Raw genomic sequence first — 16,416 nt, 5'->3', positions numbered from 1 at the left:
GACTGATCTGACCGGAAATCCCACAATGCGATGATGAAATACTGTATAGTGATCGCCGTTTTTTAGCTAACAGGAATCAATATGTCTTTAAGTGTAAACAGCTATTTCGACGATAACGTTAAATCTATCGCTTTTGAATCGGCCAACGGCCCGTGTACTTCAGGGGTGATGCTGCCTGGTGAATATGTATTCTCTACCAGTAAAGATGAATTGATGAAAGTGGTTGAAGGTGAGCTGGTAGTAAAATTGCCTGGCGCGGCAGAATTTTTATCATTTAAAACCGGTAGCGAATTTAATGTCGCAGCGAATCAGTCGTTCGACGTTAAAGTTAGCACCACTACTGCTTACCTGTGCTTCTATAGCTAAGGCTAAGTTTATTCAGCGAGCCATCAACAGAATGGCTCGCTTATCTAGCGTGTTAAGGCCGGAAAATCTGACGATTCTCAAACCGGCAGACAGTCCTTTCAACCTCAGATATCACGCCTGATTCATCACTTGTCCAGATAATTTCATTTTGGCAGACTTTTACGGTATGGAAGACATAAATATAATCTCTTAACCAATTATCACGGCCTAAAAAGCCAGGTGGGCCATAAGCATACTCGCCATCCAAGTCACTGCCGTAAGCAAGGTAGTCGCCGGCAACTAAGTTGAAATCATCATCTACTTCAACATTAATCCATCCCAGTGTTTCACCTTCCGGCGACACAAAACGAAAATAAAAAGGCGCTTGCGCTTTCTTAACGACATCGAGGATAAGAGAAACGAGAGATGGCGCAGAAGGAGAACGAGAGGTCAAATCCAACCCGGATACCCTGGTAGTAATGCCATCAGTAACGACCTGTGTGAAGAATGTAGCCGTCATACCTGTATGGGCAATATAACGATTAAAATCCGCCCGACCACATTCACTTTAAACGCAGGTTCTCGTTGTAATATCAACACTGACTTTGCCCGGCTCGACACCAGTAATCACCGACCTGACCTTCTCACCATCCTCATAAGTAGCAGTCAGAGCAACACGGTATTCCATTCTTACCTTGGTTTGAAAAGTAGGGTCACTCAATTCGGGAATAGTAAATTGATCAAATCTGACTTCCGTTTCCTCGATAGTACAAAGACTACCAGGATCAAAACAGCGATCGGGGTTAGCACCATAAGTATAAAAAGAAAAAAAGAGAAGAAGCAAAGTTACGCACTTTGCGAAGATTGAAGCCATAAACAGTCCTTTTGTTTAATCAGCAAAAGTCATCACAACGGATAACGACAAATAAGAGGAAAACCAAACGGGCGCTTGTTTCTTCATAAACCAAAACGCCCGTCCAAATTGAAGTTACCAGATTAATCCATAAAAAACAATAACTTGTAAATTTAGCTCCCGAGGATCAGTAAAGTGTTTTAATCCACTTTTCTTCGGTTATGAAACTCCAGTCCCACTTAGCATATTGTTCAGGTAAGCCTTTTGCTACCGCTTGCTCTGCCGATAACCCGGCTGCCTTTTGTTCTTCCACCCAGGTTTTGGTGGCTTTGATCATCGCCAGAAAGTTCTCGTAATCCGCTTTGTTAGCCAGCGGGCCATGGCCGGGGATGATTTTAGTTTTGCCATCGATTTTTCCTAGCAGGGTTTCAACCGCCTTGATATACCCCTCTACGGTACCGCCAGCACCTAAGTCGATATAGGGGAAGCGTTCGTTAAAGAACAAATCGCCAGTATGTAACACGTTGGCCTCTTCAAACCACACCACACTGTCGCCATCGGTGTGGCCGTTAGCTAAGTGAAACACAGTGAGGGTCTCATCGTTGAAGTGAATTTTAATACCGTCTTCAAAAGTGACTACCGGCAAGGCAGCTTTGGCAATGGAGTCGTCATTGGCCAGGCGGATACGCACGTTCTCATGGGCAAAGATGGTGGCCCCTTTATTATCGTGGAAAAACGCATTACTGCCGGTATGGTCGCCATGATAATGGGTATTGATCACATAGCTTGGAGAGTCGGAGGCTAAATCGCCCAGTGCGGCACTGATTTTGGGCGCCAGAGGCGCAAACTGGTCGTCGATGATCAGTACACCATCGTCTCCGGCGGATACCCCGATGTTACCGCCAGCACCTTGTAGCATATAAACGCTACCGTTTAGTGGCGTGACACTAATAGACACATCGGCAAAACGGTCCTGAGCTGTACTCTGTGACGCACAAAATAACAGAGCCGCCCCAAGCGTGCTGGAAATAAGTGTTTTCATTTTATTTGGTTACCTGTCGTTAGCGTATAGTGGTGGCCGAAATGCCATTCTGCCATTTATAGGCTGTTACAGACAAATAGGTTCACTCATGGAGCCGTATTGGCCCTTATGGTGTGGTTTCGACAGCCTTTTCACCCAAAAAGCGAAAGCGCTCTACACTGCGGCCGTTTACTTTTACTTCTTCAGTAAACATGGAAAGCGGTCTTACCCACAAGCCTCTTTCACCATAGAGGGGGCGGTAAACCACCAGGTGGGTTTCATCTTCTGAGTGGGTTGCCACACCAATGACTTCGTAATTGTTACCTTTGTAATGTTGGTAAATTCCCGGGCTTATCATTAAATACTTCCTTTAGGTGATGCGCACAGTCAGTTTGTAAGTCTAGTTCAGGATCCTTTGCTCTGCGAACTCATCGGCGCAGTTCATTGCCGGCTGATTTAAGACTCCTCAAACGGTAAATCCAACTGCTTGTTTTCGTCTTTTTCTGCCAGGCCTACCTGTAAGCCTACCAGTCTTATGCCGCGCCCATTGCTGCGCTGATACGCTTCCTGCAGCAAGGGTTTAAAAGCACTGCGGTGAACACTGGGGTAGCGGTGTTCTGCTGATGTCAGCTGAAAATCGCTAAACTTGAGCTTTACGCCCAGTGTCCGAATATTAGGAGGCCGGCCACCATTGTGCTTTTGCTGATGGGCGGTGAGTCTTTCCTGCAGCGTAGTATATAACTTATCGATAATTTCATCACACGCCTCTATTGTCTGAATATCTTCGCTTAATGTACGCTCCACGCCAAGCGACTTGCGTACCCGGTTGGTCTGCACAGGTCGCTCATCTATGCCATGGGCTCTGTCCCAAATAACCTGACCAAACTTACCAAAGCGCTTTTGCAACTCCGTCATTGGGTAGGCTCTTACATCTGCACAGGTATGCAAACCCAGCTGATTGAGCTTTTGCACGGTTACCTGGCCAACCCCGGGGATCTTTTTAAGCGACATAGCTTTAACAAATTCATCCAGCTGGTCTGGTGTTACCACACACAGGCCATTGGGTTTGTTTTCATCGCTGGCAACCTTAGCAACAAACTTACAGGGCGCTACACCGGCGGATGCCGTAAGGTTGAGTTCGCTGGCGATACGCTGACGGATTTCTTCGGCAATGCGGGTAGCACTGCCCTGAAACAACGACGAGCCGGTAACATCCAGATAGGCTTCATCCAAAGACAAGGGTTCAATGAGGTCAGTGTAGTCAGCAAATATAGCTCGTATCTTTTGTGACTCTTCCTGATAAACGGCCATGCGCCCTTTGACCAGTTTTAAATTGGGGCACAGTTTTAAGGCATAGGCCGACGCCATAGCAGAACGCACACCAAATTTACGTGCCGGGTAATTGCAGGTAGCTATCACCCCACGGCGCTCGCTGCTGCCACCAATAGCAATAGGAATATTACGCAGCGACGGGTTGTCCCGCATTTCTACTGCTGCGTAAAAGCAATCCATATCCACATGTATTATCTTGCGCATGACAGCTTCTTAATTTCAGCCTGTTTGGGCAACCGTTTACTTTGGGTCTTCATGGTAGTGAGATAATACTGTATATTTAACCAGCCATCCAGTTTCACTTGCCGCTTTTGGCCTGTCTGCGTTTGGCATCTACGACTAATAGCGCATATGGATGTGTTAACAATTTGTTACCGCCAATTCACCGCCTGACGAATTTGTTTAGTACTTTAGACTAGCTACAGACCAATACCTGCGTACAAGCTCACGTTAACATTCTGATTATTCGTGTAAAAACTGACAACACAATTGTAAATGCAGAGATAACAAATAAACAATCAATTAACAAATAAGCGTTTTTATTTTCTCTAGGATGGTGATTCATCCGATTTTCATTACCTTATTTGGAGTCAGTACACATGAGTGACAGTACAACCGTGGACGGCAAGGCTGAGTTGCCCGGGCCAGCCTCATCGCCGCAGTCTTCAGATTACAGCCAACAACATAAACCCAGCTCTGCCTTTAACAGCAGGGATGAGTACCTTGAGCATGAACTTCAAATCATGTCGCCACGGCGCTGGCGGCCTAATCTGCCTTTTCGTGACTACCGTTTTGAGTGGGAAGACACCATTCCAGCTATGGCCGGCACTATCGGTAAGGTTGTTATGGTGGGCGCGATTGCGGCGACCTTTGCCGGCCCTTTAGGGCTGGGAGACGGTTTCGTGCTGGAGAATGTGCGCTACGAGCTAATCCTGGTCGCCTGCTTCATCGTATTGTTCTCCGGGTTTATTCTGCCCACCGCTAACCTGGCCGGTACCCACGGGCCGTTAATTCCACTTATCCCTATCGTGGTCGCTGCAGGCGGTCACCCTATGGCATTTGGTCTTCTGATTGGCGTGTTTGGTTTCTTACTCGCGGTTAGCAAAGGTGGCAGTTTGCTTGCCCGGCTCACCAGTAAAGGGGTGTGCGGAGGCCTGTTGCTGTACCTCGGCTTTATTGGCACTACCTCTCAGGTTAGGAAATTATTTGCCTGGGCAGAAGGCATCGATATGGCCCACATCGCCTTTATTGTTATTGCTTGTACCATCGTGCTCTATGCCTTGCTGGAGCACTGGAAAAAGCGCTGGTTAGCAGTCCCTCTGAGTTGCCTGCTGGGTGGTGGTGTGGCTTTTTTACTGGGTGCACCGTTTGAGTTTAACACGGCCCCTGGCTTTCCGAATATGAGCCCTTCCTACTGGTGGGGTGAGAATACCGGCTGGATGCTCGGCTTACCCACCTTTGAAAGCTTTGTAGTGGTATTACCCTTTGCCGTGCTGGCAGTAGCTATGTGGTCACCGGATTTTCTTGGTCATCAGGTGTTCCAAAAAATCAGCTATCCGCCGAAAACCGAAAAGGTACAAATGAATATCGACGATACTATGGTCAGCGCTTCAGCCCGGCAAATGGTGGGCTCTGTGATGGGCGGAGCTAACTTTACCTCCTCCTGGGGCACTTACATTGTGCCAGCCGCCATTGCCAAACGCCCTATTCCAGCAGGCGCGTTGTTAACTGCATTGTTCTGCGTGATCGCCGGCATCTGGGGTTACCCTATGGATTTAGCTATCTGGGAGCCTGTGCTGTGTGTGGCATTGATTGTGGGTGTCTTCATTCCGTTGTTAGAAGCCGGTATGGAAATGACCCGTGAAGGAAAAACCACTCAGTCAGCGGCTATTGTGGTTTTCTCATCGGCACTGGTTAATCCGGCCTTTGGTTGGTCACTCACTATGCTGTTAGATAACCTTGGCCTTATTGGCTGTAAAGAGCGTAGTGCAGAACTCTCCAGCATGAGCCGTTGGATTGTGCCCGGTATCATGTTTGGCGTACTTACCACTGTGATGGCATTGGTTGGAATACTGCCAGGCTTGCCAGCTATCCTACCCGGCTTTTAATCAGGGTAGCGAATAACTAACCGACCACAAAAAAGCCCCGCTCAGCATCCGCTGGCGGGGCTTTCTTATATCTGACGGGTTAGATAATGCGATCTTTATCCCACTCTTTTAACTTTTCCTGCCGAGCTTGTTCTTTTTCCATACGAGCCTTTTTACGGTCGCAGGGTTCCGGACAATCACAGGCTTTATCAATGCCCAGGGCACCTAAACCGCCACAGCTACCCGAGATACTTTTCTTTTGCATGATGTAGCCAATTGCCATGGCGCTTACCATCACTAAAAAGAAAGCAAAAGCTAATATAAAAGTACTCATTGTTTAACCAACCTCAGCGCTTAGCGCATTAATAAACCGTTACCAGCTCTGCAAAAGCCGGACTGGTATATTCTTCAAAATCCTTGTCTTTACGACGGATAATAAATACCGCAATGTTATTGGCTTCGGCCACTTCGATGGCATCTTCCCATCCCATAACGTTGAATGCAGTGGCCAGGCCGTCTGCCGTCATTGACGACGAGTGTACTACCGTTACCGCTACCGTATTGTGCTGAATAGGCTTACCGGTGCGCGGATCAATAAGATGTGAATAGCGCGTGCCATCCTGTTCATAGTAGTTACGATAATCGCCCGATGTGGCAATGGCGTTTTCACCTATCGATACCACTTTTTGTACCGCACGTTGATTCGACACCGGCTTTTCAATGGCTATCAGCCATGGGGAACCATCGCCCTTTTCGCCTTTAACGCGCATTTCACCACCAATCTCTACCAGATAGTTATGAATGCCGTTTTCTTCCAGCAGATCAGCGACTACGTCCACACCATAACCTTTGGCTATGGTCGACAAATCAACATACAGCTGCGGGTGGCCTTTCACCAGCGCGTTGCCTTGTACCTGTAATTTATCCAGGCCAACATACTCTCTGACTGCTGCAACCTCCTCTTCGCTGGGGATGGTTTCAGGACGCATGGTTGGCCCGAACCCCCAAAGATTTACCAGCGGGCCTACGGTAACGTCGAGTACGCCGTTGCTCAGCTCTCCTAACCTTAGCGCTTCGTTTACTACCAGTAAGGTTTCATCTGATACCGCAAAGGGCTCAGCAAAGCGATACTGATTAAAACGGGATAGCTCCGAGGTTGGATCGTAGGTCGACATTAACTTGTTAACCTGTACCAGTCGCTTATCAATAGCGCTTTTAATGGTGGCTTCATCCACACCAGCCACTTCCGGAAACTTCACATTGTAGGTCGTCCCCATTGTCTGACCTAAAACATGCTCAACTTTTACCACCGGCTGCCTGGAGCAGGCAGTCATTAATAAGACCACCATAACCAGCAAAAATTTCATTTGTGTCACGTTCGTCCCCTTTGGACACTACTGCTAAATCAGCTTAATTATACAGGCATAATAAAAAAGGGGCTAACAGCCCCTTTTATTATTTTACCCTTATGGCTTACTTAGCCACCGAAGTCATCCAGCAGGATGTTTTCGTCTTCTACGCCCAGGTCTTTCAACATGTTGATAACCGCAGCGTTCATCATAGGTGGTCCACACATGTAGAACTCACAATCTTCTGGTGCAGGGTGGTCTTTCAGGTAGTTTTCCAGCAATACATTATGGATGAAACCTGTGTAACCGTCCCAGTTGTCTTCTGGCTGAGGATCAGACAGTGCAACGTGCCATTCGAAGTTGTCGTTCTCTTCCTGCAGCATATCGAAATCTTCTACATAGAACATCTCGCGCAGTGAACGGGCACCGTACCAGAAGCTGATCTTACGGTCAGTCTTAATACGACGCAGTTGGTCGAAGATATGTGAACGCATTGGCGCCATACCAGCACCACCACCAACGAATACCATTTCTGCATCAGTATCTTTAGCGAAGAACTCACCAAATGGACCAGAGATAGTCGCTTTATCACCTTCCTTCAGGCTCCAGATGTACGATGACATCTTACCAGCTGGCAGGCTCAGATTGTTAGGCGGCGGAGAAGCAATACGCACGTTAAGCATAATAATGCCTTCTTCTTCCGGATAGTTCGCCATTGAGTAAGCACGAATGGTTTCTTCGTCTACTTTTGACTCGATATCGAAGAAGCCAAAGCGCTCCCAGTCGCCACGATACTCTTCTGGTACATCAAAGTCTTTGTACTTAACGTGATGCGGTGGAGCTTCGATCTGAATATAACCACCGGCACGGAAAGGTACGCTTTCGCCGTTAGGAATTTTAAGCTTAAGCTCTTTGATGAAGGTTGCTTTGTTATCGTTAGAGATAACTTCACAATCCCACTTTTTAATACCAAAGATTTCTTCTTCCAGCTCAATTTCCATGTCTTGCTTAACAGATACCTGGCAAGACAGACGGCAGCCTTCGCGTGCTTCACGCTTGGTGATGTGGTCAAGCTCGGTAGGCAGAATTTCACCACCACCTTCTTTTACGTCGACACGGCACTGTCCGCAAGAACCGCCGCCACCACAGGCTGATGATACGAAGATACCCGCATCGGCTAATGCACCCAGCAGTTTACCGCCCGGCGCAGTTTTAATGTCCTTCTCAGGATCATTGTTGATTCTGATTGTGACGTCGCCTGATGGTACCAGTTTCGACTTGGCAAACATGATGATGAATACCAGCGCCAGTACGATGACGATAAACATCCCTACGCCAAGAAAAATTTCGATTTGATTCATAGTTTCTGCTCCCTAGCGTCGATTACAGCTGTACACCAGTGAAGGACTGGAAACCCAGCGCCATCAGACCAGCAATCATGAAAACAGAACCCAGACCACGGATACCGTCTGGCATGTCAGCATATTTCAGCTTCTCACGCACAGCAGCCAGTAACACAATAGCCAGAGCCCAACCCATACCACTACCTACACCGTAAACAATACTCTCTGTAAAGTTGTACTCACGCTGTACCGCGAAAGCTACACCACCGAAGATTGCACAGTTAACCGTGATAAGCGGCAGGAAGATACCCAAAGCGTTGTAAAGTGCCGGGAAGAACTTATCCAGACTCATTTCCAGGATCTGAACCAGTGCTGCAATAACACCGATAAAGGTCAGGAAGTTCAGGAAGCTCAGATCCGCATCAGGGAAACCTGCCCAGGCCAGTGCACCCGGAGCCAGAATGTTTACATAGATAACCTGGTTAACCGGTACCGAAATACCCAGTACCACGATTACTGCAACACCCAGACCCATAGCTGTTTTTACTTTCTTAGATACGGCCAGAAAAGTACACATACCCAAGAACAGCGATAACGCCATGTTCTCAACAAAAATTGAGCGAACAAATAATGATAAATAATGTTCCACGAAACTTACTCCTTAGGCTCAACTTGTTCCGGGCGAATAGTACGGATAACCCATACCAGACCACCGATTAAGAAGAACGAGCTGAACGGCAGAATCAGCAGACCGTTAGCCTGATACCAGCCACCATTTTGAATCAGTGGCAGGATTTCGAAGCCAAGGATAGTACCGAAACCAAACAACTCTTTAATGATACCCACAACAATCAATACAAATGAGTAACCCAGACCGTTACCGATGCCGTCTAAGAAAGACATCAGCGGCGGGCTCTTCATTGCATAGGCTTCTGCGCGACCCATTACGATACAGTTGGTTATAATCAGACCAACGAATACCGACAGCTGTTTTGATACCTCATAGGAGTAAGCCTTGAGGATTTGATCCACAACGATTACCAGCGACGCGATGATGGTCATCTGAATGATGATCCGCACGCTGCTTGGGATCTGATTTCGAATTAACGAGATAAACAGGTTAGAGAATGCTACTACGCTGGTCAGAGCCAACGACATTACTAACGCCGTTTCAAGTTTGGTAGTAATCGCAAGTGCAGAACAAATCCCCAGGATTTGTAGTGCAATTGGGTTACTGTCTAAGATCGGTCCAAAGAGGACCTTCTTCATTTCTTTAGTATCAGCCATGATAATAACCCCTTACGAACGCCAGGCTTGTTTTTTAAGGAACGGGCCAAAGCCGTTTTCGCCAACCCAGTACTGAATAGTGTTGTTAACACCATTACTGGTTAGCGTTGCGCCAGACAGCGCATCAACTGCATACGGGTTGTCTTCACCGGCCGCTTTTTTCACTTCCAGTGCAACGTCGCCGTCTTTATACAGCTTCTTGCCATCCCACTTTGCCTGCCATTGTGGGTTTTGTACTTCACCACCCAGTCCTGGCGTTTCTTTTTGCTGATAGTAAATCAGCTCACGAACGGTTTTACCGTCTGAGTCAACCGCCAGGAAACCATACATGAGGTCCCACAGGCCGCTGCCGTGAACCGGCAGAATTACCCGGCTAACATCACCGGCGTCATCGCGTACCAGGTAAACTGATGCCACTTCTGCGCGACGCTGAAAACCCACATTGCTGTTTTCAACTTTGATGCTGCTATCCGGCTCTTTAGCCGCTTTATACATATCGTAGTCATCAGCCGGCGCTTCAACAAATTCACCTGTGCTCAGGTCAACAAAGCGCTGTTCAACGAACTCGTTATAAGTTGCCAGGATATCACCGTTAGCTTGGTCCAGCAGACCCGCCGCTTGCAGGATGTTAGACATCTTGTCTTTTTTAGCGTTGGTTTGCTGAATATCACGCAGGCCAACGGCCGCACCCGATACAATAATTGAACAAACTAAACAAACTGCCAGTACAACGCCGACCGTTTTTCCTAAAGATTCTTTTTTAGCCGACACGAGCTATCCTCCGCTTGATATTGCTTTGAGCGACAAAGTAGTCGAATAGTGGCGCCCACAGGTTGGCAAACAAAATTGCCAGCATGACACCCTCTGGGAATGCAGGGTTAAGTACGCGGATCAATACGGTCATAAAGCCGATAAAGAAACCGTACGCCCATTTGCCCTGGTTGGTAAATGACGCAGACACAGGGTCTGTAGCCATAAAGAACATACCAAAGGCCAAACCACCCACTACAAAGTGCCAGTGCGCCGGCATGGCGAACATCGGGTTGGTATCACTGCCAATCAGGTTAAGCAGGGTTGCAAAGAACGCTACACCCAGTGCAACACCGGCCACGATTCGCCAGCTAGCAATGCGCATGTAAATAATGAACAGACCGCCCAGCATAATCGCCAGCGCAGAAACTTCACCGGCTGAGCCAGGAATGAAGCCCATGAACGCGTCCATCCACGCGTTGGTGTCGGCATAGTTTAATGAACCTGATGCACCTTCACTCAGTGAAGTCGCACCTGAGTAACCGTCTGCAGCAACCCATACGCGGTCACCAGAGATTTGCGCCGGATATGCGAAGTACAGGAACGCACGACCAGACAGTGCCGGGTTCAGGAAGTTACGGCCAGTACCACCAAAGATTTCTTTGGCGATAACCACACCGAAGGTAATACCCAGAGCAACCTGCCACAGTGGAATAGTTGCTGGCAGTGTTAGTGCAAACAGTACTGACGTTACGAAGAAGCCTTCGTTTACTTCGTGCTTACGCACTGAGGCAAACAGTACTTCCCAGAAACCACCTACAACGAATGTCGTTGCATAAATAGGCAGCCAGAAGCAGGCACCGTAGAACATCAGGCCGAGTGTACCGGCATTTGAAATGTCACCACCTAAGGCAGCAAACAGACCCGCCTGCCAGGCATCAGGTAAGGTACCAGCGCCAGAAGCAATTGCTTCCTGAGCCTGGAAACCAATGTTGTACATGCCAAAGAACATGGCTGGGAAAGTAGCCATCCACACCATGATCATGATGCGTTTCAGGTCGATACTGTCACGCACGTGCGTACCAGCTTTGTTTACGTGACCAGGCGTGTAGAAAATAGTCGCGGCTGCTTCATACAGTGCATACCATTTTTCGTACTTTCCACCGGGCTCGAAGTTAGGTTCGATTTTTTCTAAATACGCTTTTAAGCCCATGAATTAACCCTCTTTCTCAATGGTGGTCAAACAATCGCGCAGTATGGAACCATAAGTGTATTTGCCGGGGCACACATAGGTACACAGCGCCAAATCTTCCTCGTCCAGTTCCAGACAGCCCAGTGTTTGAGCACTGTCAGTATCACCAGAAATTAAATCCCGTAATAATAACGTTGGCAGGATATCCAGAGGCATCACACGCTCGTAGTTACCAATTGGTACCATCGAACGCTCTGAGCCGTTAGTGGTAGTCGTCATATCGAATTGCTTGCTACCACTGAAGTGACCGGTATAAGCACGGGTAACTGAGTGTTTATCCGAACCAGGCGTTATCCAGCCAAACAGGACTTTCTCTTTACCTTCCAGTAACAGCGATACCTGTAAGTGGAAACGACCTAAAAAGCCGTGTACGCCCTGTGCGGTAGTACCGTTAAGTACTGAACCAGACACTACGCGAACGTCACCGTCTTTCTTCTCGCTGGCAGTTAGTTCTGTCAGGTCTGCACCAACAACAGTACGTACCAGGCGAGGTTTTTTCGCTGCCGGACCGCCGATTGCCACAACACGGCTGTTGTCCAGTTCACCGCTGGTCAGTGTTTTACCAATGGCAATAACGTCTTGGTAGTTTACTGTCCATACGGCTTTCTTGGCGCCTACCGGATCCAGGTAATGGACGTGAGTACCAGCCAGACCAGCAGGATGCGGACCATCGAACTCAGCGGTTTCTGCTTTGCTGTCGCCAGCAGATACGTTTGCGCCGGCTTTCTTACAAAGATAAACCTTGCCGCCGGATAAGATGCTAAGCGCTTTTAAGCCGTTAGCGAAATCGTCCTGACGCTCAGCGATAATCACCGCTGGATCAGCTGCTAACGGGTTAGTGTCCATCGCGTTAACAAAAATTGAGCTTGGGGTAGACCCCAGCGCCGGAGACTTACTGAACGGGCGTGTACGAAGAGTCGTCCACAAACCAGTGTCTACCAGCACTTGCTCAAGTTTTTCACGCGCAGTTGACGTAATCTGGTCAGCAGCAATGGCTTCGAAGGTTTCAGCTTCGTTACCTTCCTGCTTTACAACAACTGATTGTAAAACACGTTTAGCACCACGGTTTACTTCTACCACTTCACCCGCAACCGGAGCAGTAAATTTAACGCCAGGATTCTTTTTATCTTCAAAAATCAGCTGACCTTTCTTTACCTTGTCTCCAACCTGCACGTGCATGGTAGGACGCATACCCACATATTCTTCTCCCAGTATGGCAGCCCGAGACACAGACAGACCATCCTGGATCTGCTGCGTCGGAGCTCCCGATATAGGGAGGTCGAGACCTTTTTTGATTTTTATCATACGTAATCGCACTACTCTAATAGAAATACCCTTTTGAATTTGCTGCGCTCCGGCAAAGCTGCCAACAGAGCCACAATTCAAAAACGTACTTCGTACACACAGTAAAATTTGGTTGTTTAAAACCGTAACAAAGCAACAAAGCTCTGTTCTCACTTCGCAATATGCTATTCAGCTGAACTATTATTGTTGTTAGACGTCGTCGTTACTTTTGTTGTAGGGCGGCTGCTTATCGCCTTTTTCACGACGAGAGGAGGATTTATGAAAAAGGTCCCCCACTTAATTTCGGAATTTTAGCATCAACATAGCAACTTACGCTATGCCGATTACATATTATCCGTAATTTTTATCCCAATTATCTGTACAACTAACCTACCACATTAGTCTTATATTTAATCACAGGGGCCACCCTGTCTGGCTTGCAATGCCCGTTGCACTGAATATTGTCGACATACCACTATGCACTAAAGTATTAACAAAACGCCATAATAAAGCCGTCATAAAGACGGCTTATATTAATTATTTAGTGGTATTACCAATTAACCAATGGATCGACATCGGCGTCATAATCGACACCTGACACGTCAAAGCCAAACAGCTTCAGAAATTCATGATGGTAACCGGCGTAATCGCTCAGCTCGTGGAAGTTCTCCTGCGTGACCTGATCCCACAGCGCTTTAATTTTCGCCTGGGTGGCATCATTGGTTTCCTTGCCATCCATACGGTAGCGATTATGTTCATCAAGTGTGGCGCTATCACCGTACAGGCATTCTGTGTAAAGGCCTGCAATCTGCTCGATACAACCTTCGTGAGTGCCCTCTTCTTTCATGACCTGATAGATTAACGAGATGTACAGCGGCATTACCGGAATCGCCGAACTGGCCTGAGTCACCAACGCCTTAAGTGATGATACGTGTGCATCAACCTGTAAATCAGCGTGGTCAGAATTAATTGCCGTGGCGGCACGGTCGAGATCTTCTTTAGCTTTACCAATTGTCGCCGAACCGTAAATTGGCCAGGTTAGTTCCTTACCAATATAGGTATAAGCTGTGGTTTTACAACCTTCAGCCAGCACGCCTGCATCGGCCAACGCATTAAGCCATAATTCCCAGTCTTCACCGCCCATCACCTTAACGGTATCGGCAATTTCTTCTGCGGTAGCCGGCTCAAGTGAAACGTCGTGGATTTTGTCTTTGTCAGTATCGTAAGTTTTAGTGGTATATGCCTGACCAACCGGCTTCAGTGTAGACTTGTAAGTTTCGCCTGTTGTTGGATCGGTGCGACGAGGTGAAGCTAAGCTGTAGATAACTAAATCCACCTGACCCAGGTCGGCTTTGATTTTGTCGATAACCTGCGCTTTTAATTCGTTAGAGAAAGCATCACCGTTAATGGTTTCGGCGTACAGGTCGGCAGCTTTTGCCTGCTCATGAAACGCTGCGGTGTTGTACCAGCCGGCAGTACCGGTCTTACGCTCTGTTGGCGGCTTCTCAAAACATACACCCAGCGTGTCGGCACCATAACCAAACGCTGAGGTGATCCGCGACGCCAGGCCATAGCCGGTAGAGCAACCAATAACCAGTACCTTTTTAGGCCCGTCACCGAGCTCGCCAAGACCTTTAATATATTGAATCTGTTCTGCAACAACTGCAGCACAACCCTGTGGGTGTGCATTTGTACAAATGAAGCCTCGAATTTTGGGCTTGATAACCATAGTGACTCTATCCTTTCTTATTTTAGCGCGTATTGTAAATGACCGGCGATTGATAACAACTCTGAACAGCTGGAGTAAGCCTAATGCTATTTTCGCCGATTGCAAACCACTCCTCAATGCCCGAGGCTAAATCGAGTAGGAGGGAGTTTTACAACTCCCGTCCTCTCACACCACCGGGCATACGGTTCCGTACCACGGCGGTTCATATTAACACTGGAACTGTCGGTGACACTCCAGCAGTGATACCAGCCCCATTTTATCGAACCACCCTTTTCTGAAGGCCTGATTCATATGGCTAGCCCCCGCATTCCACCATGCACCTCGTTGGTTTGTCGCTGACCACCATGCCCGACTCTCGCTAAGGCCTGCTTTCATCAGATTACCAGCACGGGTAAACACTCCCTTCCATTGCCGCCATAACAGGCAGCGGAGTTTTCGTCGTATCCAACCGTCTAGTTCTTCCAGCACGCCTTTAACCTTTGTCAGGCGGAAGTAGCTTATCCAGCCACGAAGTACTGGTGTCAATACGTTTATCGTGTCACTGACTGAGCGCGAGCAATGCCCTGTGGTCAGTTCGCGGATTTTATCCTTGAAGCGACTCACACTTTGCGCGGCGATTTTCACCCGGCTCTCTTTGTGCCGGGTAAAGCTATAGCCTAAGAACTTGCGTTCCCATGGCCGGGCTACCGCGCTTTTGTTGACATTCACTTGCAGCTTCAGTTCGTTAGACAGGAAGTCGGTGATATCGGCCAGTAGGCTCTCGCCTGCCTTTTGACTGCTCACGTAGATATTGCAGTCATCGGCATAGCGGCAGAAGCTGTGACCTCGTCGCTCTAATTCATTGTCTAAGCTATCCAGCAGGATGTTTGATAGCAATGGTGACAGTGGGCCGCCTTGCGGCATGCCTCTGTCCCTTGTGACCCATTCGCCATTATCCATCATGTCCGCTTCAAGGAAGCGACGGATGAGTTTCAACAGCCGTTTATCTTCTATCAGGTTCGCCAGTTTCGACATTAAGATGTCATGGTCTACCCGGTCGAAGAACTTCTCCAAATCCATGTCTACGACCCACCGTTTTCCGCTACGTATGTATTGCTGTGCTTGTTGCACTGCTTGCCATGCATTGCGGTTTGGTCTGAATCCGTAGCTGGAGTGAGAGAAGTACGGTTCTACCAACGGACTTAGCCGTTGTGCTATCGCTTGCTGGATGAGTCTGTCTACCACCGTTGGTACGCCTAACGTCCTGACGTCGCCGTTCGGTTTCGGGATATCCACTTTACGGATGGCCCGCGGTAGATAGCTGCCCTCTGTCAGTGAGACCTTCACACCTTGCCAATGCTGTTTCAGCCACGGTTTTAAGTCCAGCGTGCTCAGGTTATCTACACCCGCTGCGCCTTTATTCTCCACCACCCGCTGATAGGCCAGCATCATATTGGCTCGGTCTGTCACTGCTTCCATCGTCACCGATGGTTCCGCTTTCGTTCGCCCACTGCCCGCCGTGTCAATTTCAACACCAGAGGCGTATCCCGACAGGTTCCGCCCGTCTTCGCACTCACTGGCCGCAGTCTTTTGCGCTTGTGCATCATTAATCAACATCGAGTAACAGTGTCCTAATAGCGGTTAAGTATGTTCAGCCCTTCATGTTATCGGTTTAATAACACTACTACGGCCTCGGCTGACTTCTGATATTCCATCCCAACACCTCTTGATGTCAGTAGCACGCTGTTTTTTTAAAAAAAAATAAATCAGAGGCAGAACATCAGACCTCCCGGGGTAATTCGCGC

General features: G+C 48.1%; 17 protein-coding genes. 2 read left to right on the top strand and 15 right to left on the bottom strand.

Annotated elements, in window-relative coordinates; genetic code table 11:
* The first annotated feature begins 81 nt into the window (after positions 1-81).
* Positions 82-366: a pyrimidine/purine nucleoside phosphorylase gene (ppnP, locus tag AC566Q_RS02565; RefSeq protein WP_499613294.1), complete on the top strand. Its 285-nt coding sequence runs from the start codon at positions 82-84 to the stop codon at positions 364-366.
* 52 nt (positions 367-418) lie between these two features.
* Here ppnP and AC566Q_RS02560 read toward each other — a convergent pair whose 3' ends face one another.
* From AC566Q_RS02560 to dinB, 5 genes are all read right to left on the bottom strand, one after another.
* Complete coding sequence (locus AC566Q_RS02560) at positions 419-799, bottom strand: hypothetical protein (RefSeq protein ID WP_499613291.1); 381 nt, start codon at positions 797-799, stop codon at positions 419-421.
* A gap of 114 nt (positions 800-913) precedes the next feature.
* Complete coding sequence (locus AC566Q_RS02555) at positions 914-1,219, bottom strand: hypothetical protein (RefSeq protein ID WP_499613289.1); 306 nt, start codon at positions 1,217-1,219, stop codon at positions 914-916.
* A gap of 166 nt (positions 1,220-1,385) precedes the next feature.
* Positions 1,386-2,240, bottom strand: a complete 855-nt coding sequence (locus AC566Q_RS02550; protein ID WP_499613286.1) for an MBL fold metallo-hydrolase — start codon at positions 2,238-2,240, stop codon at positions 1,386-1,388.
* Positions 2,241-2,346: 106 nt separating this feature from the next.
* Positions 2,347-2,577 (bottom strand): DUF1653 domain-containing protein, encoded by a 231-nt coding sequence (locus tag AC566Q_RS02545; RefSeq protein ID WP_489808915.1) that lies wholly within the window; start codon positions 2,575-2,577, stop codon positions 2,347-2,349.
* A 98-nt stretch (positions 2,578-2,675) separates the two neighbouring features.
* Positions 2,676-3,755 carry a DNA polymerase IV gene (gene dinB / locus AC566Q_RS02540; RefSeq protein WP_499613283.1) on the bottom strand — a complete coding sequence of 360 codons (1,080 nt, stop codon included), beginning with the start codon at positions 3,753-3,755 and terminating at the stop codon, positions 2,676-2,678.
* 395 nt (positions 3,756-4,150) lie between these two features.
* On the opposite strand from dinB, the gene AC566Q_RS02535 reads away from it, so the two are divergent.
* Positions 4,151-5,659 (top strand): DUF3360 family protein, encoded by a 1,509-nt coding sequence (locus AC566Q_RS02535; protein WP_499613280.1) that lies wholly within the window; start codon positions 4,151-4,153, stop codon positions 5,657-5,659.
* Between the two features lie 79 nt (positions 5,660-5,738).
* Here the strand turns inward: AC566Q_RS02535 and nqrM are convergent, their stop codons facing one another.
* The 10 genes from nqrM to ltrA all read right to left on the bottom strand — a co-directional run bounded on the left by nqrM (position 5,739) and on the right by ltrA (position 16,228).
* Positions 5,739-5,972 carry a (Na+)-NQR maturation NqrM gene (nqrM, locus tag AC566Q_RS02530; protein ID WP_105933822.1) on the bottom strand — a complete coding sequence of 78 codons (234 nt, stop codon included), beginning with the start codon at positions 5,970-5,972 and terminating at the stop codon, positions 5,739-5,741.
* 28 nt (positions 5,973-6,000) lie between these two features.
* Entirely contained in the window at positions 6,001-7,005 is a 1,005-nt protein-coding gene (locus AC566Q_RS02525; RefSeq protein WP_499617341.1) for an FAD:protein FMN transferase, read from the bottom strand.
* Between the two features lie 110 nt (positions 7,006-7,115).
* The gene (nqrF, locus tag AC566Q_RS02520) at positions 7,116-8,348 is read right to left on the bottom strand and encodes an NADH:ubiquinone reductase (Na(+)-transporting) subunit F (protein WP_499613277.1); all 1,233 of its coding nucleotides are present in this window, start codon (positions 8,346-8,348) and stop codon (positions 7,116-7,118) included.
* Between the two features lie 22 nt (positions 8,349-8,370).
* Positions 8,371-8,979: an NADH:ubiquinone reductase (Na(+)-transporting) subunit E gene (gene nqrE / locus AC566Q_RS02515; RefSeq protein ID WP_123324680.1), complete on the bottom strand. Its 609-nt coding sequence runs from the start codon at positions 8,977-8,979 to the stop codon at positions 8,371-8,373.
* A gap of 5 nt (positions 8,980-8,984) precedes the next feature.
* Positions 8,985-9,617: an NADH:ubiquinone reductase (Na(+)-transporting) subunit D gene (locus tag AC566Q_RS02510; protein WP_279321370.1), complete on the bottom strand. Its 633-nt coding sequence runs from the start codon at positions 9,615-9,617 to the stop codon at positions 8,985-8,987.
* Positions 9,618-9,629: 12 nt separating this feature from the next.
* Positions 9,630-10,388, bottom strand: a complete 759-nt coding sequence (locus AC566Q_RS02505) for a Na(+)-translocating NADH-quinone reductase subunit C (RefSeq protein WP_499613274.1) — start codon at positions 10,386-10,388, stop codon at positions 9,630-9,632.
* Complete coding sequence (locus AC566Q_RS02500; protein WP_279321369.1) at positions 10,378-11,580, bottom strand: NADH:ubiquinone reductase (Na(+)-transporting) subunit B; 1,203 nt, start codon at positions 11,578-11,580, stop codon at positions 10,378-10,380. Before AC566Q_RS02500 ends, AC566Q_RS02505 begins: the two co-directional genes overlap by 11 nt.
* A gap of 3 nt (positions 11,581-11,583) precedes the next feature.
* Positions 11,584-12,924, bottom strand: coding sequence for a Na(+)-translocating NADH-quinone reductase subunit A (locus AC566Q_RS02495; RefSeq protein WP_499613271.1), 1,341 nt, complete (start codon positions 12,922-12,924; stop codon positions 11,584-11,586).
* A gap of 529 nt (positions 12,925-13,453) precedes the next feature.
* Positions 13,454-14,632, bottom strand: coding sequence for an enoyl-ACP reductase FabV (gene fabV, locus AC566Q_RS02490; RefSeq protein WP_499613268.1), 1,179 nt, complete (start codon positions 14,630-14,632; stop codon positions 13,454-13,456).
* 207 nt (positions 14,633-14,839) lie between these two features.
* Positions 14,840-16,228: a group II intron reverse transcriptase/maturase gene (ltrA, locus tag AC566Q_RS02485; protein ID WP_499609383.1), complete on the bottom strand. Its 1,389-nt coding sequence runs from the start codon at positions 16,226-16,228 to the stop codon at positions 14,840-14,842.
* Positions 16,229-16,416: the final 188 nt, after the last annotated feature.

Source organism: Alteromonas sp. H02, from assembly GCF_059682525.1.
Note: the sequence above shows the minus strand (reverse complement) of the source record. Positions and strands in the feature narration are given on the sequence as shown.

What these genes read in the sequence shown, in the direction of transcription:
- AC566Q_RS02495 (WP_499613271.1), bottom strand. Translation starts at nt 12,924, where the DNA reads ATGATAAAAATCAAAAAAGGTCTCGACCTCCCTATATCGGGAGCTCCG.
- nqrM (WP_105933822.1), bottom strand. Translation starts at nt 5,972, where the DNA reads ATGAGTACTTTTATATTAGCTTTTGCTTTCTTTTTAGTGATGGTAAGC.
- AC566Q_RS02550 (WP_499613286.1), bottom strand. Translation starts at nt 2,240, where the DNA reads ATGAAAACACTTATTTCCAGCACGCTTGGGGCGGCTCTGTTATTTTGT.
- dinB (WP_499613283.1), bottom strand. Translation starts at nt 3,755, where the DNA reads ATGCGCAAGATAATACATGTGGATATGGATTGCTTTTACGCAGCAGTA.
- AC566Q_RS02545 (WP_489808915.1), bottom strand. Translation starts at nt 2,577, where the DNA reads ATGATAAGCCCGGGAATTTACCAACATTACAAAGGTAACAATTACGAA.
- ltrA (WP_499609383.1), bottom strand. Translation starts at nt 16,228, where the DNA reads ATGTTGATTAATGATGCACAAGCGCAAAAGACTGCGGCCAGTGAGTGC.
- ppnP (WP_499613294.1), top strand. Translation starts at nt 82, where the DNA reads ATGTCTTTAAGTGTAAACAGCTATTTCGACGATAACGTTAAATCTATC.
- AC566Q_RS02535 (WP_499613280.1), top strand. Translation starts at nt 4,151, where the DNA reads ATGAGTGACAGTACAACCGTGGACGGCAAGGCTGAGTTGCCCGGGCCA.
- AC566Q_RS02500 (WP_279321369.1), bottom strand. Translation starts at nt 11,580, where the DNA reads ATGGGCTTAAAAGCGTATTTAGAAAAAATCGAACCTAACTTCGAGCCC.
- AC566Q_RS02555 (WP_499613289.1), bottom strand. Translation starts at nt 1,219, where the DNA reads ATGGCTTCAATCTTCGCAAAGTGCGTAACTTTGCTTCTTCTCTTTTTT.
- AC566Q_RS02525 (WP_499617341.1), bottom strand. Translation starts at nt 7,005, where the DNA reads ATGAAATTTTTGCTGGTTATGGTGGTCTTATTAATGACTGCCTGCTCC.
- AC566Q_RS02510 (WP_279321370.1), bottom strand. Translation starts at nt 9,617, where the DNA reads ATGGCTGATACTAAAGAAATGAAGAAGGTCCTCTTTGGACCGATCTTA.
- nqrF (WP_499613277.1), bottom strand. Translation starts at nt 8,348, where the DNA reads ATGAATCAAATCGAAATTTTTCTTGGCGTAGGGATGTTTATCGTCATC.
- fabV (WP_499613268.1), bottom strand. Translation starts at nt 14,632, where the DNA reads ATGGTTATCAAGCCCAAAATTCGAGGCTTCATTTGTACAAATGCACAC.